Origin of the sequence: Pandoraea soli (assembly GCF_902459595.1) — a bacterium.
GTDB classification, from domain to species: domain Bacteria; phylum Pseudomonadota; class Gammaproteobacteria; order Burkholderiales; family Burkholderiaceae; genus Pandoraea; species Pandoraea cepalis.
In genome coordinates this window covers 40,269-64,591 of record NZ_CABPSG010000004.1, presented here as the reverse complement: position 1 = coordinate 64,591, position 24,323 = coordinate 40,269, and the positions used below count along the sequence as shown (strand labels likewise).

Sequence of the window (24,323 nt, the reverse complement as noted above, 5' to 3'; positions counted from 1 at the left end):
GTACGGCGAAAGTCACTGATTGTGCCTTTCGCCGCCAGCACTCACTCAGTCCGCGTGAGCGCGATCAAACGCCCACACTTCCGGAAAGCCCATCAACTCGCACATCTGCGAGAACGGATACAGCGCGCTGTCGATGCCCATCGTGCCATTGCCGGCCTTGATCTGCGCGTAGGCGTGCTCAAGGGCGCGCGCGGCGGCCAGGAAGCCCGTCGCCGGATAGATCGCGATGGAGAACCCGAGCGACTGCAATTGCGCCGGCGACAACTGCGGTGTGCGTCCGCCCTCGACGATATTGCACAGCAACGGCACATCGAAGGACTTGCCGATCGTCTCCAGCTCCTCCACGCTCTCGGGCGACTCGATGAACAGGACATCTGCGCCCGCCTTCACATAGGCCTCGCCTCGGCGCAATGCCTCGTCCAATCCGAGCGATGTGCGGGCATCGGTACGCGCCACGATCTGGAAGTTCGCGTCGTCGCGCGTCTGCGCCGCGACCTGGATCTTCTTGACCATATCGCCGGCCGGAATCACCCGGCGCCCCGGCGTGTGGCCGCACTTCTTCGGAAACTCCTGGTCCTCAAGCTGAATACCCGCGGCCCCCGCCCGCTCGTAGCCACGCACTGTGTGCATGACATTGAGCAATCCACCGTAACCGGTGTCGCCATCGCAGATCAACGGCGTGCGGCTGTTGCCGCAAAACGCCGTCACACGATTGACCATGTCGGTATAGGTCGCCAGGCCGGCATCGGGCACGCCCAGATACGAGGCCACCGTACCGAAGCCGGTCATGTACAGGCAGTCGAACTGCATCGCGTCAGCCATCGCGACCGAGATCATGTCGTAAATCCCCGGCGCGACCACAATGTCGTGCCGAGCCAGTTTCGCTTTGAGTTGACTGCGTTTTTCTTGGGCGTTCATCACAATTCCAATAAGTCGGTGAAGCAAGATTTCCGACGCGCGGGGCGATCGACCCGCGCGTCGTTTCGAATCCGGACGCCGTATTGCGCCAGACGTCAGCGTTGCGATTTCCCGGAGAATTCCGACTCGCCGAGACCGGCCGTTCCAAGCCCGCCCGCGTTCGGTGCGATGTCCTCCAGCGAGCGGCGGTTGGTCTCGATGCCGAACAGCGCGAGCACGATCGACATGGCCGCCAGCACGCACGCAATCGTCGTGAGGACTTGCTGGATGCCGCCGGATGCGTAGAGTGCGACGACCATCTGCGGCGCGAGAATCCCGGCGATCCGGCCGGCACAGCCCGCCACGCCATTGCCGCGCATGCGGTTCTCCGTCGCGAACAGTTCGGGACAATAGGTCGCGATACCCAGCGCCACCATCAGATAGGTCAGCGTGAACAGCAGGAAGCCGAGCGCGGTCGCCATCTCCACGCTGCTCGAGTGACCATAGGCCCACCCCACCACCGCCGCGAGTGCCGACACCGCGATCATGCCGTTCTTGCGACCGATCCGGTCGGCCACGAGCACGCCCACCAGCGCGCCTGCCGGACCGCCGAGCGACATCAACGTGGTGTAGCCGAGCGACGACGCCATGCCGATCCCCTGCTTCATCAGGAACGTCGGCACCCAGACGATGAAGCCGTAGATCACCACGTTGATACCGATCTGCACGCAGATCGCCACCACCGTGCGACGAATCTGCGAAGGTGTAAACAGGTCCAGCAGCGTGGTGGGTCGCGTGACGACCGGTGGCATCTGGCGCACCGGGGGCAATTCGCCGCCGCGCGCAGACTCGGCTTCGGCCGCACGCAGGATCGCGTCGGCCTCGTCGAAACGTCCCTTCGATTCCAGCCAGCGCGGCGACTCGGGCATCTTGGCGCGCACGAACCACATGACCAACGCCCCCACGCCCACGATCGCGAACATCGCGCGCCAGCCAATCGAGGGAATGATCAGATAACCGAGGAACGTCGAGAAGAACAACGCCGAATTCGTGATCAGCGAGAGGTAGGCCGACCACTTGCCGCGCACCGCGGGCGGCACGAATTCACCGAGCGAGCCGTAGCCGACCACGATCTCAGCGCCAAGCCCAAGCCCCATGAAGAAGCGGCATACGATCAGCCACGTCATGTTGGGCGCGAACGCACCGGCGAGCGACGCCAAACCAAAGATCGCCAGGTTGAACTGATAGGTGAACTTGCGCCCCTTGCGGTCGCCCAGCACACCCGCCGTCAACGCACCGAGCAGCATGCCGACGAAGGTCGCCGACAGAAACGTGGCGTTGAGCTGCATCGTCGACCATCCGCTCTTGGCCAGGGCCCCCAGCACGCCGCCGGCCAGATAGATGTCGAACGAATCGAGGAACATGCCGCCCCCGATCAGCCACAGGATCCGGCGATGGAACCCGGAAATGGGCAGCCGGTCCAGCCGGGGCCCCGCGTTTATCGAACTCAACATGCGCTGTCTCCTCCGTCGTTATCGACGTGATGTTTTCAGGTACTGCTGATGGAACCGGCTAATCCCCTGCCGACGCGGAGGCCACGACGTCGTCACCCTGCGTTCGTTGCGCACGGCCAAGCACCACGCTCTGCGCCGCCGCGATATGGCAGCGCACGATCGCCTCGGACCAGACGCCGTTGCGCTGTGCGAACGCGTCGACAATTTCGAGGTGCTGCCGTGCGCTGCGCTCGCGGTCTTCGGGGTTGTAGGTGTCGAACGTCCACTTGACGAGTGGCGTCTCTTTCATCGATTTGAGCGAGCGGTCGAGGCGGCCGTTGCCAGCGCCGCCGCTGATGATCGCGTGGAAGGTGTCGTTCAGCGCAAACCAGCGTTCGGTCAGCGCCGCCGTCGGCGGCTCGCGCGCAATGTCGAACATCGTCACGGCCAGTTCACGCAGCCGCGCGACATCGTCGTCGGTCGCCCGTTGCGCCGCGCGCCCCGCCAGATACGGCTCGATCAGCAACCGAGCCTCGAAAATCTCGCGCGCGTCCTGTTCGGTCCACGCCCGCACGCGTACGCCATAGTTGGGCACCGATTCAACCCAGCCCTCCGCATCAAGCCGGCGCAAGGCCTCGCGCACCGGCGTGCGGCTCACGCCGAAGCGCTCCGCCAGTTGGGTCTCACGCAGATACTGCCCCGCGGCGTACTCATGTTCGGCCAGCGAGGTCTTGATGGCCAGGTAGACATCGGCAGAGGACAGGGTGAGCGGCGTAGACGACATTGTATGCAATGTTTAAATATTTACGAGATTGCCTATTAACTTCAGGCGAATTTTGTAAACATTGTATGCAATGTTGCGAATCGCTGGATCGGTAATTCCCCCTAGACATGCCCACGCGGCGACAGCGATGGCTTCGCCGCGCCCTTTTCAGGTTCCCGCGCCGCCGCGGACGCGGCGGCACACGATGCCAACGCCGTTCAGGCCTTTGGGCGACGCAAATCGAACATCGGCCCGATCTCGGCATAGTCGCCGAGATAGCCCGCGCGCATCACCGGATGCGCCTTCGCCGTATCGAAGATGCCGTCTTCGCGCAGATACTCGCGGCGGATGTGCACGCCGACGACCTGCCCCAGGGCGAGCCAGTTGTCCATCGGCTTGCCGTCGAGATTGTGCAGGCGCACGATCTGCAGCAACTTGCATTCGAGCGAGGCGGGCGACTCGGCCACATGCGGTACGTCGACATTGACGCCGGCGGCCTTCGTCAGCCCCGCCAGTTCGAACTCGTCGACGTCGTGCGGCACGGGGGCCGACGTCCGGTTCATCTGCGCGACCAGCGACTTGCTCGTGAAATTCCAGACGAACTCGCGCGTGGCTTCGATGTTGGCAATCGAGTCTTTGTAGCCCTCGCTGCAAAACCCGACGATCGGCGGGAACGTCGCGAAAGCGCCGAAGAAGCTGTAGGGCGCGAGGTTGCCCCGGCCGTGCGCGTCGCAGCTGGAGATCCAGCCGATTACGCGCGGCGCGACAATCGCCTTGAACGGATCGTGAGACAGACCGTGACCCTTGGCCGGGTCATAGAAGTGAACATCGTTGGACATGAGGCAGTGAAGATCCACGTGAATGAATGCCCCACACGATATCGCATTGCCGCAGGTCTCAGGCAACTCGCCCATCGCCGATTCATCAGGCGAAACATAGATTCCGACAGACGAAACTCAACATCACATGGGCAACCGGCCCACCTGCACCTCGAACTCGGCATGGATAAAGGCTTACGGCGTCGACCTGGGGGTCTCCGGCGAGAATTATCGATTTATGCGAGGATTGCGCGTTGCGTCGCGCAAGGCGACGCGTTTTTCATTGCGCGCGCCACCACGGCGCCGACAGACCATGCCCGCCACGCTCAAGATCGATTTTGTCTCCGATGTCGCCTGTCCCTGGTGTGCCATCGGCCTTGCCTCATTGAAGACGGCCCTCGGCCGTCTGGGCGACGAGGTCGAAGCCGACCTTCATTTCAGCCCCTTCGAACTCAATCCCGACATGCCGGTCGACGGCGTTCCGCTCGCCGATTACATGTCGCGCAAGTACGGCCTGTCGCCGGAACAGTTGGCACAGAATCAGGCCAACATCGGCGCGCGGGCGGCGGCCGAAGGGTTCCCGATGCGCATGGACCTGCGCACGCACGCCTACAACACGTTCGACGCGCATCGTCTGCTGCACTGGGCACAGACCGTCGGCAACGACACGCAGCTCGCCCTGAAGGAAGCGCTGTTGCGCGCCTACTTCGTCGAGGGCAAGCGCACGAGCGACCCGGAAGTGCTCGTCGACGCCGCGCGGCAAGCCGGCCTCGACACGGCGCGTGCGCGCGAGATCCTCGCCTCCGACGAGTATGCGGAGCAGGTGCGCGCGCTTGAGCGCCACTACCAGAATCTCGGCATCCAGTCGGTGCCGGCGATCATCTTCAACAACCGGCATCTCGTGAGCGGCGGACAACCGCCGGAAGTGTTCGAACAGGCCATTCGTCAGATTCTGGCCGAAGGCTGATCCGTCATGTCGTCCCTGCCCCCGATCGCCGATACCGCGGCGGCCAGCGCCCCAGCGGCGGCGCACACGCACGAGCCGCCCGCCACCGGGCGCGGACTCGCCATGACGGCGATTCTGCTCGCCGTCTCGCTCGCCAGTCTCGACACGGCGATCGCCAACACGGCCCTGCCGCAGATGGCACTCGATCTGAAAACGACGCCGTCGGCATCGGTCTGGATCGTGAACGCGTACCAATTGGCGATGGTGGCGACCCTGCTTCCGTTCGCTTCACTGGGCGAGCGCGTCGGCCACAAACGCGTCTTCATGTCGGGCGTGGCGGTGTTTCTCGTGGCGTCGCTGCTGTGCGCCCTGTCGCCGACACTCGGCTTTCTCGCAGGCGCTCGCGTCTTGCAGGGCGTGGGGGCTGCTGCGGTCATGAGCGTGAACATCGCGCTTATCCGGTTCCTGTATCCGGCGCATCAACTTGGGCGCGGTGTGGGCCTGAACGCGCTGATCGTTGGTATTTCGTTCGCCATCGGGCCAACGTTGGCGTCGCTCGTCCTCGCATTCGGGAGCTGGCCGTGGCTGTTCCTGATCAACGTGCCGACGGCGTTGCTGGCGCTGGCGTTCTCGCGCCGCAATCTACCTGACACGCCGCGCAGCGCGCACAAGCCGGACATGATCGCCGCGTTGCTCAATGTGGCGACGTTTGCGCTGCTGATCTTCGCGCTGAGCCAGAGCGCACAACGGGCCGATTGGCGTCTGACGGTGACGTGCTTCGTGGGCGCGATTGTGTTTGGCTGGGCTCTGATTCGCCGCGAGCGCGACCATCGTGCGCCTATGCTGCCGGTCGACTTGTTGCGTCTGCCCGCATTTGCGCTCTCGACGCTCACGGCCATCTGTGCGTTTGCGACGCAGGGGCTGGGACTCGTGTCGTTGCCGTTCTATTTCGAGAACGTGCTGCATCGCAGTCCTATCGAGACAGGCTTTCTGATGACGCCCTGGCCGTTCTTCGTGGCCGCGATTGCGCCCTTGGCGGGACGTCTGTCCGACCGCTATCCGCCCGGCGCGCTGGGCGCGATTGGCCTGGCGATGCTGAGCGCAGGCATGGGGTTGCTGGCGATCATGCCCGAGCATGCGCAACTGTGGGATATCGGCTGGCGGATGGCGTTGTGCGGTCTGGGATTTGGTTTCTTTCAGTCGCCGAACCTGAAGGCGTTCATGCACAGCGCACCGCCGGAGCGCAGTGGCGGGGCAAGCGGCATGGTGGGAACGTCACGACTGCTGGGGCAAGCGACGGGCGCTGCACTCGTGGCCCTGGCGTTGGGCATCGCTGGCGCCCAAGGTTCGTTGTGGGCGTTGGCGTGGGGCGCCGCGTTCTCGGCCGCAGGGTGTCTCGCGAGCGGCTTGCGATTGGTGCGACGCGGCGCTTGATCGCGCGGTGGGGATGACACGACAGGAAACCGGCGTGCCCCCACCGATTCAGGAAGGCGACTCGGTGACGCGCCGTTTGACCTTGATGTCCGCCACGGGAATGACCGCGGCCACCGCATCCCCGAGCAGGCGACGCAACTCGGCGGGTTGGCTGACCAGATCGGCCAACGTGTAGCGGTCTAGCACCGCAAAGTAGGTGCGCAATGCCTCGCCCAGCACGCCGCGCAGGTTGCATGCCGACGTGATGACACAGGCGTTATCGCCTTGGTGGAAGCACTCGACCATCGCGAAGTCGGGCTCCATGGCACGCACCACTTCGCCGAGCCCGATGCGCTCCGGTGCACGGCCCAGTCGAATCCCGCCCGAGCGCCCGCGCACCGTGTGCAAGTAGCCTAGTTGGCCGAGCTTTTGCACGATCTTCACGAGGTGGTTCTTGGGAATGTCGAACGCGTCCGCCACCGCCTGGACATGCACCAACTCGTCGGGGTGAACCGCGACGTAGATCAGGGTGCGCAAACTGTAATCGGTGTGGTCGGTAAGTCGCATTCGACGGGGGAAGCGCTGCAAGAACGGGTCAGGCGGCACCAAGTGCCGCCTGGAACTATCGCGAACCAGTTTAACATGGCTTTCATAGGCATCTTATGCTGCGCCGCAGCCATGCGCCGCCGGTATGCCTCGACTCGCCAAGGGATCGCCTTACCAGCGAACGGTCATCCCGCCCATCCAGGAATAGTCATACGTCTGCGGATTGAGGCCGCGTCGATAGCCGACGTCCAGATCCAGCCACGACTTCGGGCTGTAGATCGCCCCGAGAATCATGAACGCCGGGTGTGTCCGCTGCGTAAAGTCGGGGTTCTGCGAAGCGCCCACATCCAGAATGAGCTGCGTTGTCGGCAACACGCGATACAGCACCGCCCCTGAGACCTTCCACAAGGACTGGCGATCGCCTTGGCGGTTCGGCTGATAAGCGGCTCCGGCGTTGAACAGAAACGTCCATTTGTCGATCTCGTATTGCGTGAGCAACGTCGCGCCGGCGTTCACTCGACCGCTGCCGAGCCCGCGCTGGTCGTTGCCCGTCGGGAAGCTCAGGTATGGCTTGAGGCCGATGCTGAACGCCCCGTCGTCGTACATCCGCCACTTGGCGCCCGTTTCCACATCGCCGACACCATTGCCCGCCGCGTCCGAGCGGTTTTGAAGGTGCGTATAGGGAACGTCGACATACAGATCGAGCGCCTCTCCCACCCCTCGGGTGAGCGTGCTGTTCCAGAGCGTCTGGCGGCCGATTTCCGGCTGCTTCGACGTGACTTCGCCATTCGTCTCGAACTGCCAGTTGCCGTCGCCCTGTGTGCCGGTATCGTCGGACACCAGCGGATGGGCGGCGAAGGCGCTGAGCGGACAGAGCAGCGCCAAAGACATCAGTTGCTTCTTCATGAGTCGTTCTCTTGCTTACGTGTGCCGCCCCGGCGCGGCGAACGGCGGGGCGAGTTTGTGTGAGTGTCGGCTCCCGCCCGGCCGGGCGGCAGCGTTGTATCAAATCAATGGCGGTAATGATTCGGCCGTCTCGGCTGACGCGCCCGACGCCCGATCAGAACCAGCGGCCAAAGCGGCGGATGTAGATCGTCTTCACCACTTGGGCGAGGGCGATGTAGCCGAGCATGGTCGCGGCGAGCCAGTAGAAGTACGTCCCCGGCAGCGCGACGAAGCCAAGCGCTTCGGCAAACGGCGAGTAAGGCAGCCAGCAGGCCAGCGCGATCGCCACCGTCGTCGAGAGCATGATCGGCAGCGCTGGCGTGCTTTGCAGGAACGGGATCTTCTGCGTGCGCAGCAAGTGAACGACCAGCGTCTGCGACACCAACCCTTCGACGAACCAGCCCGAGTTCATGATGACCTGCCCCGCATCGCCGCCATGCGCGTGATACAGCGCGCCCGCACCGAACACCGTCCACATCAGCGCATAGGTCGTGATATCGAACACCGACGAGGTCGGTCCAAGCCACAGCATGAAGCGCCGGATGTTGCCCGCGTCCCACTTGCGCGGCTTCTTGAGGAATTCCGGATCCATGCGATCCCACGGCAGGAACATCTGCGAGATGTCGTACACGAGGTTCTGCACGAGCAATTGCATCGCGAGCATCGGCTGCCACGGCAGGAATGCGCTCGCCACCAGCACCGAGAACACGTTGCCGAAGTTCGAGCTGGCCGTCATGTTCAGGTACTTGAGGATGTTGCCGAAGGTCTCGCGGCCCTTGATCACGCCCTCCTCCAGCACCATCAGGCTCTTTTCGAGCAGGATGATGTCGGCGGTTTCCTTGGCGATATCCGCCCCGGTATCCACCGAGATGCCGACGTCGGCATCGCGCAGGGCGGGGGCGTCGTTAATGCCGTCGCCCAGGAAGCCCACCGTGTGACCGTTGGCCTGCAAGGCCTTGACCACGCGCGCCTTGTGCAGCGGCGCGAGCTTGGCGAACACAGTCGTGCGACCGACCGCCTCGCGCAGCGTGGCGTCGTCCATCGGCTCGATGTCCGTGCCGAGCAGCGGCGTGCCGGGTTCGAGGCCGACCTGACGGCACACGTTGATCGTGACGATCGGGTTGTCGCCGGTGAGCACCTTCACCGTCACGCCATGCTCGCGCAGTGCGGCAATGGCCGGGGCGGCCGAATCCTTGGGCGGATCGAGGAAGGTCAGGAAGCCGCAGACCGTCAGCCCCGCTTCGTCGGACGTCTTGTACTGCGTCTTCGTCTCGCTTGCCGGGATGTCGCGCGTCGCCACGACGAGCACGCGGAACCCGTCGGCGTTGTACGCCTCGGCGCGCGCCAGCAGGATGGCACGGGCCGTATCGTCGAGCGCGCGCACACCCTGTGGCGTCTGCACGTGTGTGGAGACGGACAGCATCTCTTCAACAGCGCCCTTCGTGATCATCAGGTGCTCGCCACGCGCGTCCGCCACCACGACCGACAGGCGCCGGCGCACAAAGTCGAACGGCAGCTCGTCGATCTTGGAGAATTCGCGGGGTTGCACCGCCTCGCCGATCTCGTTGGCACGGCGGATGATCGCGACGTCGATCAGGTTGCGCTGACCGCTTTGGTGATAGCTGTTGAGCCAGCCCAGACGCAATACGTCTTCGCGCTCATCGCCCGCCACATCGAGATGCTGCTCGAGAATGATGCGGTCCTGCGTGAGCGTGCCGGTCTTGTCGGTACACAGCACGTCCATGGCGCCGAAGTTCTGCACCGAATTCAGGCGCTTGACCACCACCTTGCGGCGCGACATCGCCATGGCGCCGCGCGCCAGATTGGCGCTCACGATCATCGGCAGCATTTCCGGTGTCAGCCCCACGGCCACGGCCAGCGCGAACGTCAGCGCGCTCACCCAGTCGCCCTTGGTCAGACCGTTGATCATGAAGACGACCGGCACCATCACCAGCATGAAGCGAATGAGCAGCCAGCTCACGCTGTTCACGCCGCGGTCGAAGCTCGTCTCGACCCGCTTGTGGCTCACCACGTTTGTCGCCAGCGCGCCGAAATACGTGTCGCCCGCCGTGGCGACGACTACGCCGGTGGCCGTGCCGCTGACCACGTTCGTGCCCATGAAGCAGATATTGGACAGATCGAGCAGGTTCGCATTGCCCTGCCCGGCCGTCGTCGCGGCGGACTTTTGCGCGACGGCACCCAGCGTGTCGTACTTCTCGACGGGCAGCGCTTCGCCCGTGAGGACCGCCTGACTGATGAACAGGTCGCGCGATTCGATCAAGCGCAGGTCGGCCGGGATCATGTCGCCCGCCTGGAGCGTCACGATGTCGCCCACCACCAGCTCGCGCATGGCGACCTCGTGACGCTCCGGCTCGCCCGTCGCCGTCACGCGTCGGCGAACGCTGGCCGTGGTGCGCACCATCGCCTTGAGCTTCTCCGCCGCGCGCAGCGACCGGAACTCGGAGAAGAAGCGCAACAGGCCACTGATGGTCACCATCGTGAGCAGGATGGAGATGCCCATGTAGTCTTCGTCGCCCGGATCGGCGAAGTAGACGTCGGTGAAATAGCTGACGGTGGCGAGCGCCAGCAGCACCATCACGAATGGGTTCTTGAAGGCGCTGAACAATTGCACCGTCCAGTGCGGCGGCTTGTCGTGCGCGATTTCGTTAGGGCCGTAGCGAGTCTGGCGCTGACCGACGTCGGCGAGCGTGAGCCCTTTCAGGTCGGTGTCGAGGGTGTGTACAACGTCCTGTAGCGGCTCATTGGCCAGCCGGGCGACGACGTCGGGGCCCACGGGCGGCAGGCCGGAGGTTGTCGAGCGTTCGACGAAACCGCGCTGCTTGCGGCGCGAGTGAAGGTGCTTGTTCATGACGAATTCCTGGCGCGGCTTACGCGGGTATGGCGGCCGGCCGGTCTCGTCAGGCGCTACCGGAGGTCATGTCTCCGAAAAAAACGCGCGAACGTACCCAGCCGCGCCGCGCGGCGCGCGGTCGGTGATGGTGAAAAGATTTGGGGATCGCCCGTCGGAAACCTACGCGCTAAGCACAGGGTTCCGACGGGCCTCATTCGGCTACTTCCATCTTCCATATTGGACTCCTTACATTTTCATATTCGGCACACCGGCAGGCACCGGCGCGCTGTCTGGCAGGAAACACGGTTGCGATAGAGGCTACGGAATCAACCGTGTGTAGACCTTGCGCCAGCGCTCGCGTGTCGGGTGGCATCGTCGGACCAGAACACGCGGCGTACGCTGCGCTCGCCGGACAGGCGCATGACGAGCGACGTGAGCGACGCGCGCGAGGCGGCCGGACAGTCGAGCGTGACGGTGGCCGAGGCCTCGTCGCGATCGCTCCAGCGGGTGATGCTGACCCGCGTGGCACGCAGGCCAAGCGCCGTGAGATCGATGAACATCTGCTTGCGCAATGCCCCAAGGGCATCGGCCAGGCAGACGATGGTCAGACGCGACACCGGGGTGGGGAGCGTCGGCGGGCTCTGGAAAGCCTGAAAAGTTTGCAACGTTTGAATAGCGCGCATGATTTCCTCGCATGGCTGCGAATCGTCCCTACCGCGCACGGCACGGACGGCCGGCCAGTGCGGGCGCGCCGTTGCGATGTCAAACGCATGCGCAAGACGACAACGCCCCTCACGGGCACGACAGTGAAATTTTTGCGGGAATTGCGCCGGAGCGGTCACGCTCGAGGCGAGCGTTCGGTGGCGCTAGACACCGCATCCTGCATGAGGACGCGGCACAGGGAATGGCTGTGGATCCTCAGGCAATCAGTCGATCAAAGGTCGACTACTACTGGCATCGGAATTCACGGACAAACCCCTTAAGTGGAAGACAGGGCGGATGGTAACTGCTGCCAAATTGCAGCGTCAAGCACAAATTGCTGCATCGCACATCAGATAGGAACTTGCCCATATCGCTCGGCGCTTCCGTCGAAGCGAACCGCGCGATGGGTCCGCCAAACGTCGGACGGTTCGGCCAACCGTATGGCGAATGCCCTCCTCGCCGGCAGGATGTTCCTGTCAATCGAGAAGCCCGTCGCGCCGCTGCGCGACACGTCCTTACTCGTTCTCTTCGAAGTAATGCCCGAACTTGACCTGCTTGGTGCGGATATAGCGTTCGTTCTCTTCGCGCATCGGGATGTCGAGCGTCACGCGCTCGCACACCGGGATGCCGTGCTTCGCGAGCGTGTCGAACTTCTTCGGATTGTTGCTCATGAGGCGCACCGAACGCACGCCCAGAATGCGCAGAATCGCGGCTGCCGAGTCGTATTCTCTGGCGTCGTCGGGTAATCCCAAATCGAGATTGGCCTCGACGGTATCGCGGCCCTGTTCCTGCAGCAAATACGCGCGAATCTTGTTGCTCAGGCCAATACCCCGCCCTTCGTGGCCCCGCAGGTACAGCATCACGCCGCGCCCTTCCTCGGCAATCTTGCGCATCCCCGCATCGAGTTGCTCTCCGCAATCGCAGCGATAGGAACCGAAGACGTCCCCCGTCAGGCATTCGGAGTGCAGACGCACGAGCGTAGGCGCATCGCCGCCGACATTGCCCATGACCAGCGCGAGGTGCTCGTTGTCGCTGCCCTTGACGCGAAACGCGTGAGAGGTGAAGGTGCCGTATCGGGTCGGCAGGGTCGCCGTTGCGACAAGCTCGACGCATTCGCCAGCGTCGCATGCGGGCGTGGCAGAGGCAGTACCAGGGGACTTCATGTTGACGTTCAAACAGGCCGAAATTGGGGAGTCGCCCGCCACCGGATGGCGGGGCGTGCGCTAGAAGTGTAACGCCATTTCCGAATTTCGGCCGGCAGAGGCATGCAACACACCGTTTCACGCCGCCCGATCATCGACTGACACCCGGCCAGCGTCCAGTCAACGTCGATCTAACGTATTAAGCGCTGCGGCACGTCGCGCACTGGGTAAGCTACGGCACCGTGTCGCACCGCGCCGACCGGGCAAGGACGCCAACGAGACCATCGTGCCCCCCATTGCGCCAGCCGTCACGATGTTACGATGCCCGGGCGCACCGTCATGTCTGCGACACCGGCCAATGCTTCTGCGCCTTCGGTTGCGTCAACGATAGCGCCGCTTCCTCTGCCCCATGATCGATATCACCGTGCTTCCCTACTTTCTGGTCACCGTCGCCGTACTCGTCGCGATTCCGGGACCGAATACGATCTACATCGCGACGGCGAGCGCCAGCCAGGGATTTCGTTTCGGGTTGGCGTCGTGCTTCGGCGTAATGCTGGCCACGCTTGTCCACGTTGCCCTCGCGGCTGGCGGACTGACCGCCCTGCTACTGGCCTCGCCACTGCTGTTCGGCGCGATCAAGTCGTTCGGCGCGGCCTATCTCATCTTTCTCGGCGTCAAGGCGATGCGCAGCCGACCCGCGGCGCTCGGCACCGCGCCGCTGCCGCCAGCACGCATGCTCGGCACATCGATCAAGAAAGGCTTTCTCGTCAATCTGTTCAATCCGAAGACGGGGCTCTTCATCGCCGCCTTCCTGCCGCAATTCGTGAACCCCGAGTCTGGCCATGTGCCGCTGCAAATCGCGACGCTCGGCGTATTGCTGGTGTGCGTCGGTGCGTTGAGCGACATCACTTACGCGGCACTCGCCCGCACCATCGGCAAGGCGCTCACCCACCGGCGCGCAAAGCCAGGGGCCGGGAAATACGTGACCGGTCTGCTGTACATCGGCCTTGGCGTCGCGGCGCTGGCAACGTCGAACGGTTCAACGCGGTAACGCCGCTTCCCACGCGTTCCGGGACCTCACCCGCCCCACCGCCCTGCTTCCTGCCCGCGCCCGCAGACACATTTCAATTTTGTAATCTCCCAGTAACGATCGGGTCAGCCCTCGACCCGCAAAATGCCTTCAACGCTGAGACGCCAACGTCACGGCGGGACCTGCCGGCGCGAAAGGTTCGCGTTGGCACTCACATCAAAACCGTTGAGGCAAAACATCATGAAATCGATCGTAAAGTCCGTCATCGTCGCTTGCGCGTTCGCCATCCCCGCCCTGTCTTTTGCGCAGGCATCGGAAACGACGCGTGCGAGCGTTCAGCATGAGCTCGTTCAGATGGAGAAGGCTGGCTATGTTCCCTCCGCAAGCAACGCTCACTATCCGGACAACATTCAGGCGGCAGAAGCCAGGCTGCAATCGCAACCCCAAACCGCGAGCACGTCGAGCCTTGGCGCGGCACCGCAAGTCCTGAGCCAGCAAAGCACGAGCGACACGGCGGCGATGTACGTTGGCTCGTGATCGTGTCGCGAGTTGATGCGCACGGCGAACGGTGACCGGCGGTAATGGAATTTGCACCGTGGCTCGTCCGCCGTGCCGCAAGGCTCGTCAACAGGTCAGCCGCCGCGAAGCCGCTCGCACGTGACAACGCGCCGACACAATGCCCGGAGCGGACTATCGCCGATTTGGCGTTCAGGACGCGTTCCGCGTTCGGCTATCATGGGCAAGCGTAGCGTCGGCCAACGCGGCGCGACGCGCCTATTCCGAGGCGACAAAGCATGCGCGTTCTGTTGATTGAAGATGAACCGAAGACCGGCGCCTACCTGAAAAAGGGATTCGAGGAATCCGGCATCTCGTTGGATTTGGCAACCGACGGCGCGCAGGGGCTGCTGCTTGCACAGGAAGAGGAGTACGACGTCATCATTCTGGACGTCATGCTTCCCGTCATGGACGGATGGGCAGTGGTCAAGCGCCTTCGCGCGACCAAGGAGACGCCAGTGTTGTTTCTTACGGCGCTGGACGACGTTCACGATCGGGTTCGCGGCCTCGAGGCCGGCGGCGACGACTACCTCGTCAAACCTTTCGCCTTCGTTGAACTGCTGGCCAGAGTCCGTACACTCGCCCGGCGTGGTCCTCCGCGCGACTCGGAAACGCTGCGCGTCGGGGATCTGGACATCGACCTGCTGCGCCGGCGTGTCAAACGGGCCGGCCATCGGATCGAACTCACGCCGCGGGAGTTTGCCTTGTTGCAACTGCTGGCAGGACGGCAAGGGGAAGTGCTCACGCGGACGCAAATCGCCTCGTATGTCTGGGACATGAACTTCGACAGCGATACCAACGTCGTCGAAGTTGCCATCCGCCGGCTACGGTCGAAAATCGACGATGACCAAGCGCTAAAGCTGATACATACCGTGCGTGGCGTAGGGTATGTGCTCGAGGTCCGGGACGAATCATGATTCGTCGCTCCCTTGCCGCAACGCTGGCGCTGTCGTTCGGCGTCACGCTACTTGCCGTCTTTGTCCTCGTGGGGTGCTACCTATATGTAGCGCTGGACCGTCAGGTCAAGACAGACCTCGACTCGGATGTCGTACTGGCCAGCCGTCACGTGCGACGTCTGGCGTCCGAACTCGACACCAAGGACGATGTGAAGTCGCACACGCCCCGCTTGGTGAGTGCCGTGCTGGGCGATCGCGCGTTGTCCCTCGTGCTGTTCGACCCGAAAGGCGATCGACTCCTCTCCTATGGCCCGAATCAGGTCATTGACGACCTGGATTCCGCACCGGACAAAGGCCTCCGGCTCGACCCCGCCACCATACCGTTGCAGCAGGCGCGGGTGTCCGACAACGCCAAGATCGCCTCGTCGGATGTCGTCGCGTGGACAACGGATCAGAAAATCCCTGTCAGGAGCGTTGCATTTGACGTTCGGCTTCGCGACGGGACCCGTTTGAACGGGATCGTGGTTCGCGATGTCAGGGCCCCGCTCCGGTTGCTGGACAAATACCGGGATCAGCTCACCATGGCTGGCATCGTCGGCAGCCTGGTCACGATGCTTGCCACCTATCTGTTGATTCAATTTGCCCTTCGGCCGCTACGTCAAATGACCGCTGACGCCACCGACATTACTGCGACCCGTCTCGATGCCCGCCTGCAGGTCGTGCAATCGCCAACGGAACTCAGCGCGTTGGCAATGTCGCTCAATCGAATGCTGGCGCGCCTGGAGGAAGGGTTTCAGCGACTGTTCCAGTTCACGGCGGACCTCGCCCATGACATGCGAACGCCCATTGGCAATATCAAAGGGGCGACAGAGGTCGCCCTTCGTCGACCGCGTAGCGTAGACGAATATGAAAGTTTGCTGGCGTCGAATCTCGAGGAGTGCGACCGCCTGTCTCGGATGATCGAGAATGTTCTGTTTCTCGCGCGAGCGGAACACCCCCAATTCATTACCCATATGCAAGTGTTCAATGTTGCCGACGAACTCGGGAACATAGCCGGCTATTTTGAAGGGTTGGCAGACGAGGACGGGTCGGCGATTCACGTATCAGGCCGCGCTGATACGATGCTGAAAGCCGATTTGGAATTGTTCCGCAGAGCCGTGGGGAATCTGCTCGCCAATGCGATCCGGCATACCCATGTCGGCACGATTGAAATTTCCACCGAGGTCAAGGCAGGCCGAGTCGACGTATCCGTGTCCAACCCCGGCGTCGCGATCGACAATGAAGATATCGAACGAATTTTCGACCGCTTTTACCGAGGTGACAAATCACGACGGCAATCGTCGGGCGTCGGCACCGGTGGCGCTTCGGCCGGGTTGGGGCTCGCCATTGTGCGAACGATCATGGGGCTTCACGACGGAAGCATCACAGTGGCGAGCCGTAACGGCCGAACGACGTTCTGCCTGTCGTGGCCCCAACGTTGACGGTGTTTTTGCCGGGCCAACTCCGGTGTCAAACGTCCCGGGCCCCGGGCGCTTCAAGCATCCGACTCACGGCGAGCGGCAGCCCCGCGTGCGGCTTCGCGGGCGGGCGCTGAAAACTGCCCAGGCGCGCCACGCCCGGTTGCAAGGCCACCAGCGACTCACAATGCCGCACCGCGCTGGAAACGCCATCGACGACCGGCACCGGAATGCGATCGCGCAATGTCCGCGCCAGTCCTGCCAGCGGCGCGCCCGCCACGACGATCACGTCGGCGCCGTCTTCCTCCACGGCTTGCCGACTCAGTTCGATGAGGCGCTCCGCGTGGTCCTCCTGCACGGTCGCAATATCGCGCAATGGCGACGTCAGGCTGCGAATGCTGGCGAGCCGCGACGTCAGCCCGTTCGCTTCGACACACTCCCGATACCAGGCTTGAATCCGGTGCGAGATGGCAATGATCGAAAAGCGTGCGCCGAGCAGGCACGCGCTCGCCAACGCCGCTTCGGTCATGCCGACCACCGGCACGTCGAATAGCTCCTTGATCCCGCCCAACCCCGGGTCGCCGAACGCCGCCACCACGAGACCATCGAACGTGCCCGCCTGTTCCGCAGCGGCACACGCCGTGGCGTAGCCGCCGACGAGCGCTTCGAAACGCGTCTCGATGTAGGCAACGCCAAACGACGCCGTCGCGAAGGCGAGCGTCGTTTGCGGCGATGCGGCGCGACGGGCTTCAGCTTCGATCAGCGCCGTCACGCTCGTCGAGATATTGGGATTTACCACAAGTAATCGCATGAAATCTCCTGCCACTGTCGTTGTCTTGCGTCACACCAGGGACGGCGCGTCTGCCGGCAGAAAGCGCCCTCGCCCGGCGGCCGGCGCCAGATATTGCCCACTGGCGACGAGTTGTTCGCCACGCGAGAAGCAGTGCACCGGCCAACCAACGACCTCGCGCCCCTCGTACGGCGTGTAGTCGACGGCATGATGCAGTTGGGTGTTGCGAATCGTCGTGCGCATCTCCGGGTCCCACAGCACGATGTCGGCGTCCGCCCCCACCGCGATGGTGCCCTTGCGCGGATACAGACCGTAAAGCCGCGCCGGACGGTACGACGTCAGTTCCACGAACTGATGAATCGACAGGCGTCCGCGATGCACGCCATCGAACAGCAAGGGCAGGCGCGTCTCAATGCCGGGAATGCCGTTGGGGATATGCTCGAACGACTGCGGTTTGCCGCCGGGCTTCTTGCCTTGCGGATCTTCATAGTTGAACGGCGCGTGATCCGACGAGAACACCGAGAACACGCCTTGCTTCAACGCCTTCCACACGGCCTCCTGATTGTCGGCATCGCGCGGCGGCGGGCTGCAAACGCATTTGGCGCCCGCGTAACCGTCATCGCCCGGATGATTCATATCCTCGGCGCTCAAATACAGATACTGCGGACATGTCTCGGCCAGAATCTGCATGCCCCGGCCCTGTGCCCAACGAATCTGACCGATCGCCTCTTTGCCCGAGACGTGGACGATGAGAATCGGCACGTCCACCAGTTCAGCGAACGTGATCGCCCGGTGCGTCGCTTCGCGCTCGACGGCGGCGGGCCGCGCGAGGCCATGAAACTTCGGCGCAATGCGACCCTGCCCGACGAGCTTGTCCGTCAGCCATGCGATGCAATCCGAATTCTCCGCATGCACCATCACCAGCGCGCCGTGTTCGCGCGCCACCGACAGCACTTCCAGAATCTCGCGGTCCGAGAGCTTCAGATCGTCGTAGGTCATATAGATCTTGAACGACGTGTACCCTTCGCGAATCAATTGCGGCAGTTCTTCGCGGAGCACCTTCTCGGTCGGATCCGCAACGATCAGATGGAATCCGTAGTCCACCACCGCGCGCCCTTCGGCGCGGCGGTGATAGTCGTCGACGGCCGCGCGCAACGAACCGCCCTTCTCTTGCGCGGCAAACGGGATCACCGTCGTCGTGCCGCCGCACACGGCGGCGCGCGTACCGGTGAAGAAGTCATCGGCCATGCGCAGGCCGTCCGGCATCGGCTGGTCGAGATGGCAGTGGCCGTCGACACCGCCAGGCAGCGCGAGCAATCCCGAGGCGTCGAGCTCACGCGCACCACTGGCCAGGTTCCGGCCCAGCGCGGCGATCACGCCGTCGCGCACGCCGATGTCGCACGTGAAACGATCGGCGGCCGTGACCACGTCGGCATGTCGAATGACCAGATCGAAGGTGTCGCTCATCGTCTTACTCTCCTTGCTGGAACAGTTGACCCCAGCCGCTCAGGGCGCGCGTGTCGACGCCGGCGAGCCGCAGCGACTTCCAGAGCACCGTCGAGATGGTGTCGTACACGGGAATGCCGGTCTTGGCTTCCAGCGCGCGGGCGAGCGGCGCGGCGTGCAGGTTGGTGCAGAACGTGGTGATGGCTTGCGGGCGCGCTTGGGCCACCTCGTTGACGAGTGCCTCCAGCGTCTGCGCGCTGACCTCGGAGAACTCGAAGTTCTTGCTCAGCCCCAGATGGCGCTCTGCCGTGCAACGAATGCCTCGACGCGCATAGTTCGCGACGATGCGTTGCTGCACGTCTTCCAGATACGGGGTCACGAGACCGAGCTCTGTCACGCCCGTGCGCGCGAGGATCTCGTTGAGCGCCAGCACGGACGTGGTGGCGGGAATCCCGGTCGTCTCGGTGATCTGTCGGCACAGCGCTTCGTCGGTCTCGAAGCCCAGCCACCCGGCGGAAGTGCCGTTCCAAGCGATGACATCGACTTCGGCGTCGGCGAGGAGCTGCGCCGCGTCGAGAATCTTTTCCAGGTCGAATTGGCCGAGCGCGTTCTCGCCGAGAGAAATCTGCGTGACGCGAAAGCGGGAGAAATGGACAGAGACATGATCGAGGTCAGCCACCATCGCGCTGGTAATCGGTTCCAGCGCGGTGTTGGAAGACGGCGTGAGCATGCCAAGCAGTTTACGTTTTTGGGTCGTCATGGTCTTACCAAAAATGCGATGACCGGCCGCCTGGGCGGCGTGCCGATCAAGGGGAAAACGTGTGTCTGAAAAATCAAACCGGAAGCTTGCGTTCGTAGTCGATCAGCGTCGAGCAGATGAACAGCCCGACACCGGCGGCCGCGAAGAACATCAGCGCGAGGAAATACGAACCGGTGGTCTGCACGATCACGCCGACGATCAGCGGCACACTGATGCCCCCGATGTTGCCGCCGAGATTCATGACCCCACCAAGGAACCCGACCTTGTTGCGCGTGCCGAGAATGGACGGAATGCACCAGTACAGGCCACACCAGCGCAGGAAGAAGAGCGTCGAGGACAGCAGCACCACGGTGATGACATCGCTCTTCACATACGCCACGGAGAAGATCGAGGCGGTCGCGATCACGGCGGCAATGCCGAAGAGCGTGCGCATGACCTTGTTGGGTGCGCCGCCTGCCGCCTTCCACTTGTCGCCGACCCAGCCGCCGAACAGCTCGCCGATAAAGCCGCAGAAGAAGATGATGAAGCTGGCGCCGCCCATCTGCTTGATGTCGAACCCGTGAACCTTATGGAGGTAGTTCGGCATCCAGGTCAGCAGCCCGTAGAAGACCGTGTTGAAGCACATCCAGCCCAGCGCCATGCACCACACGGAACGGTATTTGAAGAAATCGAGCGAACGACCGGAGAGGTTGGCCGGTTCGGCGCGGTGCTCGTTTGCTTGCGCTTCCTCGATGTAGGTCGCCTCTTCGTCGTTCACGCCCGGGTGTTCGCGCGGGGTGTTGCGAATGTAGCGCCAGGCGACGTAGCCGGCGAGCACGGTGCCAACGCCCGCGACGACGAACGCCAGACGCCATGAGCCAAGCATCGTGATGAGCCAGGTGATGATGATGGCACCGAGGGCGGCGCCCAGCGGCGCGCCGCCGTCGAGCAACGTGGCGCCGCGGCCGCGTTCATACTGCGTCATCCAGATGGCATTCAACTTGCCGCCTGCCGGATAGATCGGCGCTTCCGCAGCGCCCAGTCCGAAGCGCGTGAACAGCAGGGACGTGGCATTCGTGCACACGGCGGCGGCCGCCTGGAAGATGCCCCAGAAGACCGTGGCCAGCGCGATCACGATGCGCGGCTTGTATTTGTCGGCCAGCATGCCGCCCGGAATCTGCATGACGGCATAGGTCCAGAAGAATCCGCTCAGGATCAACCCTTCCATCGTGGGCGTAAGGTCGAACTCCTTCGAGATCAGCGGCATGGCCACCGACAAAGACGCCCGATCGATGTAGTTGATCGAGATCAGACACAGCATCAAGAAAAAAATCTTCCAGCGCACAGCGCTCTTCGTGCCTGCCATAGCGGCAACCCTGCCTGTCGACTGCATGGTGAATCTCCAGAGTAGATGACTTACATAGCTTTCGTCGCGACTTGAGAGTGAGTATAGAATCTGTAATCTGTAATTACAATATCGGTAAATAATTGATTTTATTGAAATCTATTCTAGGGATTTCCCTATATGGTAGGATGTTTATGACACTGATAAACACGCTCGAGACCGTGACCCTCCCCCTCCAGAAGTCCCTCAAACTCCGCACGCTAGGCATGGCGGCCGAGATTACGGCGCGCTTGCGCGTCATGATCGAAGAAGGCGAGCTGCCACCGGGCGAGCGCATTGACGAGAAGGCGCTTTGCGAAATGTTCGACGTCTCGAAGACGCCGCTGCGCGAAGCGCTGAAGACGCTGGTGTCAGAAGGACTGGTGCTGCATCGGCAATACATCGGCTACCGGGTCGCGCCACTCGATCTCGACGAGCTTCGCGCGACGTTCGAGATCCTCCACGGCCTGGAGCGCATGGCGGGCGAACTGGCGTCTCGGCGATTGACCGAAAGCGCGCTGGCAGCGATCGAGCGGAAGCACGAGCAGATGCTCGACGCGCATGGCAAAGGGCTTCGGACGGAGTACTTCCGCATCAATCAGCAGATCCACCAGATGATCGTGGATGGCGCGGGCAACCCGGTCCTCTCGTCGCTCTATGCCACGTTGATGAGCAAGGTGCATCGCGCACGCGGCGCCGCGAACGCGGATCTTTCGCGTTGGCAGGAATCGCACGAAGAGCACGACCGGATCATGGCGGCCCTGCGCGAAGCCGGGCGGCCGCACTTGGGCGAGGTGCTCAAGGCGCACTCGGAGAACACCGGAACCGAAGTGCTGAGCGTAGTCGCCGAGGCCATTCGACTCGGCGAGACCCACCGTCGCGGGCGCGAGATCGGGGCAAGCTGAGGCGTCATGCCCTCGCATCGGCAGCCGCGACACTGGTGAGAAGGCGCGTCTTGATGGCCTGAGCGTTGGCGTGAGTCAATCTTACGGCCGGTACCGTTGTACCGAGCGCCCCTCTGCGCCACACCGTCGACGCCATCGGCAAGATTGCCGATATTCTCGAACCCCAGACCTCCCGATCCCGACCATGACGCTCGATTCGACCCTCCTTGCTGCGTTTGCGCCGACTGGCGTGCTGCGCGCCTGCATCAACCTTGGCAATCCGATTCTGGCGGGGCTTGATGGGCAGTCCCGGCCCATTGGCATTTCGGTCGATTTGGCGGGTGAATTGGCAAAGCGGTTGGGCGTCGAGCTCGCGCTTGTCGTGGTCGATGCCGCCGGCAAATCGGTGGAGACGGTGACGAACGAGCAGGCCGACGTGGGCTTTTTCGCCATCGATCCGCGCCGCGCCGCGACGATCGGTTTCACGGCACCGTACTTGCTCATCGAAGGCTTTTACCTGGTGCGCGACGCCTCGCCGGTGAAGACCAACGCCGATGTCGATCAGGCGGGCATGCGCGTTGTCGTCGGCAAAGGCAGCGCGTATGACCTGTTCCTGACGCGCGAACTCAAGCGCGCGGACATCGTGCGCTCGCCCACGTCGCCGACGGTGGTCAAGACGTTCATCGAGACCGGCTGTGAAGTGGCCGCTGGCGTAAAGCAACAGCTCGAACACGACGTGGCCGCGCTGACGGGCTATCGGCTGCTCGACGAGCGTTTCATGGTCATTCAGCAAGCGATGGGTATGCCGATCACGCGCGGCGAGGCGGCTGTGGCATTTCTGACGACGTTCGTGGAAGACATGAAACGCGAGGGTTTCGTGGCGGATGCCATGCAACGTCATGGTGTGACGGGGGTCAGCGTTGCGCCGGCGGCGTGAGGCGACTTACGCATCCACCACGAAGCCAAAGGCGGCGATCGAAAGTTGACCGATTCGTCATCGGCGCCGCGCCTTCTCCGAATCGGACACGCGTCGACGATGTGTGAAGTTCACACTTGCCGATCATGCCCGTCATGGACTGTCGCCACATGCAGCAGATTTGTTGCTCCATGAATGCCGACGGACATGCCTGGACCGCTCATGCTCCACAGCGATAATTTGCGGATTATCGCTGTGTTCACCGACAGCACGTGAGGGCAAAGTGTTGCCGGACGTATTATTTGCCAGCCGGTGCCGGCGCGTTCATCAATTCCGGCCGGCGATTGGCGCGATCTCGTTTGAATCCCCAGAAATAGGTAACCGCAAGACAGGGCACCAGTGACGCAATCGAATAGGCCACTCCTGCCAGTTGGTTGCCGGTCAGCGCTACCAGCGACAAGCTGATGAGCGGTAAAAATCCACCGAACAGGATGTTGCCCAGTTGCTGCGCGAGTCCGAATCCGGTTGTCCGACTCTGAGGCGGAAAGCACTCGGCGATAAATGCGGGTAGCGGCGCCATGATCATGGCGGTCAACACGGCGAGTACCGTAATAAGTGCCGCGACCACACCCCAGGCCTCGTTGAGCACACCCGTGCGGATCCCAGCAAAGGTCGGATATGCGCTGGCCATCCATAGCAGTATGCCGATGAACATCACCCGTGCCCGCCCGATTCGATCGGATAAGCGGCCAAACACCGGGAACATCGGCGTCGCGATGATGATGCCGACCGCCACGCAAAGACTGGCGTGAGTCGGCTCCACCTTGAGCACGTTCTGCAGAAAGTACAGCATGTAGACAATCGACGTGTACAACGATACCGAAGTGCCCCCTTGGGCACCGAAAATCGCAACCAGAATGGCTTTCCATGAGGATTTGCTGGTCACCGTGTCGGACAGGGGCGCTTTCGACAAACGCCCGCTTGCCTGCATTTCCACGAACACCGGCGTCTCCTTCATGCCCAATCGAATCATCGTTGCAATCGCGACGATCGGTGCGGAGACCAGGAAAGGCACGCGCCAGCCCCAAGTGGCGAATGCGTGGGCGTCAAGCGTCAGTCGCAATGCAGACACTATCGCCAGGGCGAGCAACAGGCCGACCCCGGCCGTGCTCTGCAAGACGCTCGTGAACATGCCGCGCTTGTCCTGCGGTGCGTATTCGACCACATAGACCACAGCTGAGCCATACTCCCCACCGAGCGCAATGCCTTGCGTAATGCGCAGCACCAGCAACGCGACGGGTGCGGCCACCCCGACTGCGCCATAAGTCGGCAAACAACCGATGCCGACAGTCGCGACACCCATCAACACAAGTGTGATGACAAAGGTCTTTTTGCGCCCGATACGATCCGCCATAGGGCTAAAGATAATCGTGCCGATGGGTCGCGCGAGGTAAGCAATGCCAAAAGTCGCGACGCCCGCGAGCGCAGCGACGGTTCTGTCCTGCGACGGCAGAAACAATTGCGTCAGTGTGCCCGTCAGCGCGACATACACGAAGAAGTCGTAGTACTCGAGCATCGTTCCCAAGCTCGAGGTTGTGATGATCTTCAACATTTGCCGTAGCGCCGCCGGTTGGCGATGATGCGTGTTCATGACTGTCTCCTTCCATTGATTTTTATTTGTATTACATAGCGCACGTCGTCTGCCGACGC

General features: G+C 62.9%; 22 protein-coding genes. 8 read left to right on the top strand and 14 right to left on the bottom strand.

What is annotated here, in order from left to right; genetic code table 11:
* Positions 1–45: 45 nt before the first annotated feature.
* The 4 genes from PSO31014_RS08855 to PSO31014_RS08840 form a co-directional block, all read right to left on the bottom strand.
* Positions 46–918, bottom strand: coding sequence for an isocitrate lyase/PEP mutase family protein (locus tag PSO31014_RS08855; RefSeq protein ID WP_150551298.1), 873 nt, complete (start codon positions 916–918; stop codon positions 46–48).
* A gap of 95 nt (positions 919–1,013) precedes the next feature.
* The gene (locus tag PSO31014_RS08850) at positions 1,014–2,411 is read right to left on the bottom strand and encodes an MFS transporter (RefSeq protein WP_150551297.1); all 1,398 of its coding nucleotides are present in this window, start codon (positions 2,409–2,411) and stop codon (positions 1,014–1,016) included.
* 58 nt (positions 2,412–2,469) lie between these two features.
* Complete coding sequence (locus PSO31014_RS08845; RefSeq protein WP_150551296.1) at positions 2,470–3,174, bottom strand: GntR family transcriptional regulator; 705 nt, start codon at positions 3,172–3,174, stop codon at positions 2,470–2,472.
* A 197-nt stretch (positions 3,175–3,371) separates the two neighbouring features.
* Complete coding sequence (locus PSO31014_RS08840; RefSeq protein WP_150551295.1) at positions 3,372–3,992, bottom strand: flavin reductase family protein; 621 nt, start codon at positions 3,990–3,992, stop codon at positions 3,372–3,374.
* A gap of 292 nt (positions 3,993–4,284) precedes the next feature.
* Between PSO31014_RS08840 and PSO31014_RS08835 the strand changes: the two genes are divergently transcribed.
* Entirely contained in the window at positions 4,285–4,938 is a 654-nt protein-coding gene (locus tag PSO31014_RS08835) for a DsbA family oxidoreductase (RefSeq protein WP_150551294.1), read from the top strand.
* A 6-nt stretch (positions 4,939–4,944) separates the two neighbouring features.
* Positions 4,945–6,351, top strand: a complete 1,407-nt coding sequence (locus PSO31014_RS08830; protein ID WP_150551293.1) for an MFS transporter — start codon at positions 4,945–4,947, stop codon at positions 6,349–6,351.
* 48 nt (positions 6,352–6,399) lie between these two features.
* Here the strand turns inward: PSO31014_RS08830 and PSO31014_RS08825 are convergent, their stop codons facing one another.
* The 5 genes from PSO31014_RS08825 to ribA form a co-directional block, all read right to left on the bottom strand.
* A complete protein-coding gene (locus PSO31014_RS08825; RefSeq protein WP_150551292.1) occupies positions 6,400–6,897 on the bottom strand; it encodes an Rrf2 family transcriptional regulator in 498 nt (165 codons plus the stop codon).
* A 150-nt stretch (positions 6,898–7,047) separates the two neighbouring features.
* Entirely contained in the window at positions 7,048–7,782 is a 735-nt protein-coding gene (locus tag PSO31014_RS08820) for a transporter (protein WP_150551291.1), read from the bottom strand.
* Positions 7,783–7,936: 154 nt separating this feature from the next.
* Positions 7,937–10,690, bottom strand: coding sequence for a magnesium-translocating P-type ATPase (mgtA, locus tag PSO31014_RS08815; protein ID WP_150551290.1), 2,754 nt, complete (start codon positions 10,688–10,690; stop codon positions 7,937–7,939).
* 308 nt (positions 10,691–10,998) lie between these two features.
* Positions 10,999–11,355, bottom strand: coding sequence for a hypothetical protein (locus PSO31014_RS08810; protein WP_150551289.1), 357 nt, complete (start codon positions 11,353–11,355; stop codon positions 10,999–11,001).
* 534 nt (positions 11,356–11,889) lie between these two features.
* A complete protein-coding gene (ribA, locus tag PSO31014_RS08805; RefSeq protein ID WP_150551288.1) occupies positions 11,890–12,537 on the bottom strand; it encodes a GTP cyclohydrolase II in 648 nt (215 codons plus the stop codon).
* Between the two features lie 388 nt (positions 12,538–12,925).
* On the opposite strand from ribA, the gene PSO31014_RS08800 reads away from it, so the two are divergent.
* The 4 genes from PSO31014_RS08800 (at position 12,926) to PSO31014_RS08785 (ending at position 16,478) form a co-directional block, all read left to right on the top strand.
* Positions 12,926–13,567: a LysE family translocator gene (locus PSO31014_RS08800; protein ID WP_150551287.1), complete on the top strand. Its 642-nt coding sequence runs from the start codon at positions 12,926–12,928 to the stop codon at positions 13,565–13,567.
* 219 nt (positions 13,568–13,786) lie between these two features.
* Complete coding sequence (locus PSO31014_RS08795) at positions 13,787–14,083, top strand: DUF4148 domain-containing protein (protein ID WP_150551286.1); 297 nt, start codon at positions 13,787–13,789, stop codon at positions 14,081–14,083.
* Between the two features lie 257 nt (positions 14,084–14,340).
* On the top strand, positions 14,341–15,018 hold the full coding sequence (locus PSO31014_RS08790) for a heavy metal response regulator transcription factor (protein WP_150551285.1): 678 nt from the start codon (positions 14,341–14,343) through the stop codon (positions 15,016–15,018).
* Positions 15,015–16,478, top strand: coding sequence for a heavy metal sensor histidine kinase (locus tag PSO31014_RS08785; protein ID WP_150551284.1), 1,464 nt, complete (start codon positions 15,015–15,017; stop codon positions 16,476–16,478). Before PSO31014_RS08790 ends, PSO31014_RS08785 begins: the two co-directional genes overlap by 4 nt.
* Before the next feature lie 28 nt (positions 16,479–16,506).
* On the opposite strand, the gene PSO31014_RS08780 is transcribed toward PSO31014_RS08785, so the two are convergent.
* The 4 genes from PSO31014_RS08780 to PSO31014_RS08765 form a co-directional block, all read right to left on the bottom strand.
* Positions 16,507–17,265 (bottom strand): aspartate/glutamate racemase family protein, encoded by a 759-nt coding sequence (locus tag PSO31014_RS08780; RefSeq protein ID WP_150551283.1) that lies wholly within the window; start codon positions 17,263–17,265, stop codon positions 16,507–16,509.
* Between the two features lie 30 nt (positions 17,266–17,295).
* Positions 17,296–18,711 carry a dihydropyrimidinase gene (hydA, locus tag PSO31014_RS08775; protein WP_150551282.1) on the bottom strand — a complete coding sequence of 472 codons (1,416 nt, stop codon included), beginning with the start codon at positions 18,709–18,711 and terminating at the stop codon, positions 17,296–17,298.
* Positions 18,712–18,715: 4 nt separating this feature from the next.
* A complete protein-coding gene (locus PSO31014_RS08770; protein WP_150551281.1) occupies positions 18,716–19,450 on the bottom strand; it encodes a maleate cis-trans isomerase family protein in 735 nt (244 codons plus the stop codon).
* Between the two features lie 73 nt (positions 19,451–19,523).
* On the bottom strand, positions 19,524–20,822 hold the full coding sequence (locus PSO31014_RS08765) for an MFS transporter (RefSeq protein ID WP_150551280.1): 1,299 nt from the start codon (positions 20,820–20,822) through the stop codon (positions 19,524–19,526).
* 146 nt (positions 20,823–20,968) lie between these two features.
* Here PSO31014_RS08765 and PSO31014_RS08760 point away from each other — a divergent pair, with 146 nt between their 5' ends.
* Entirely contained in the window at positions 20,969–21,718 is a 750-nt protein-coding gene (locus PSO31014_RS08760) for a GntR family transcriptional regulator (protein ID WP_246176556.1), read from the top strand.
* A gap of 184 nt (positions 21,719–21,902) precedes the next feature.
* Positions 21,903–22,634: an ABC transporter substrate-binding protein gene (locus tag PSO31014_RS08755; protein WP_150551278.1), complete on the top strand. Its 732-nt coding sequence runs from the start codon at positions 21,903–21,905 to the stop codon at positions 22,632–22,634.
* 277 nt (positions 22,635–22,911) lie between these two features.
* Here the strand turns inward: PSO31014_RS08755 and PSO31014_RS08750 are convergent, their stop codons facing one another.
* The gene (locus tag PSO31014_RS08750; protein WP_150551277.1) at positions 22,912–24,264 is read right to left on the bottom strand and encodes an MFS transporter; all 1,353 of its coding nucleotides are present in this window, start codon (positions 24,262–24,264) and stop codon (positions 22,912–22,914) included.
* Positions 24,265–24,323 lie beyond the last annotated feature (59 nt).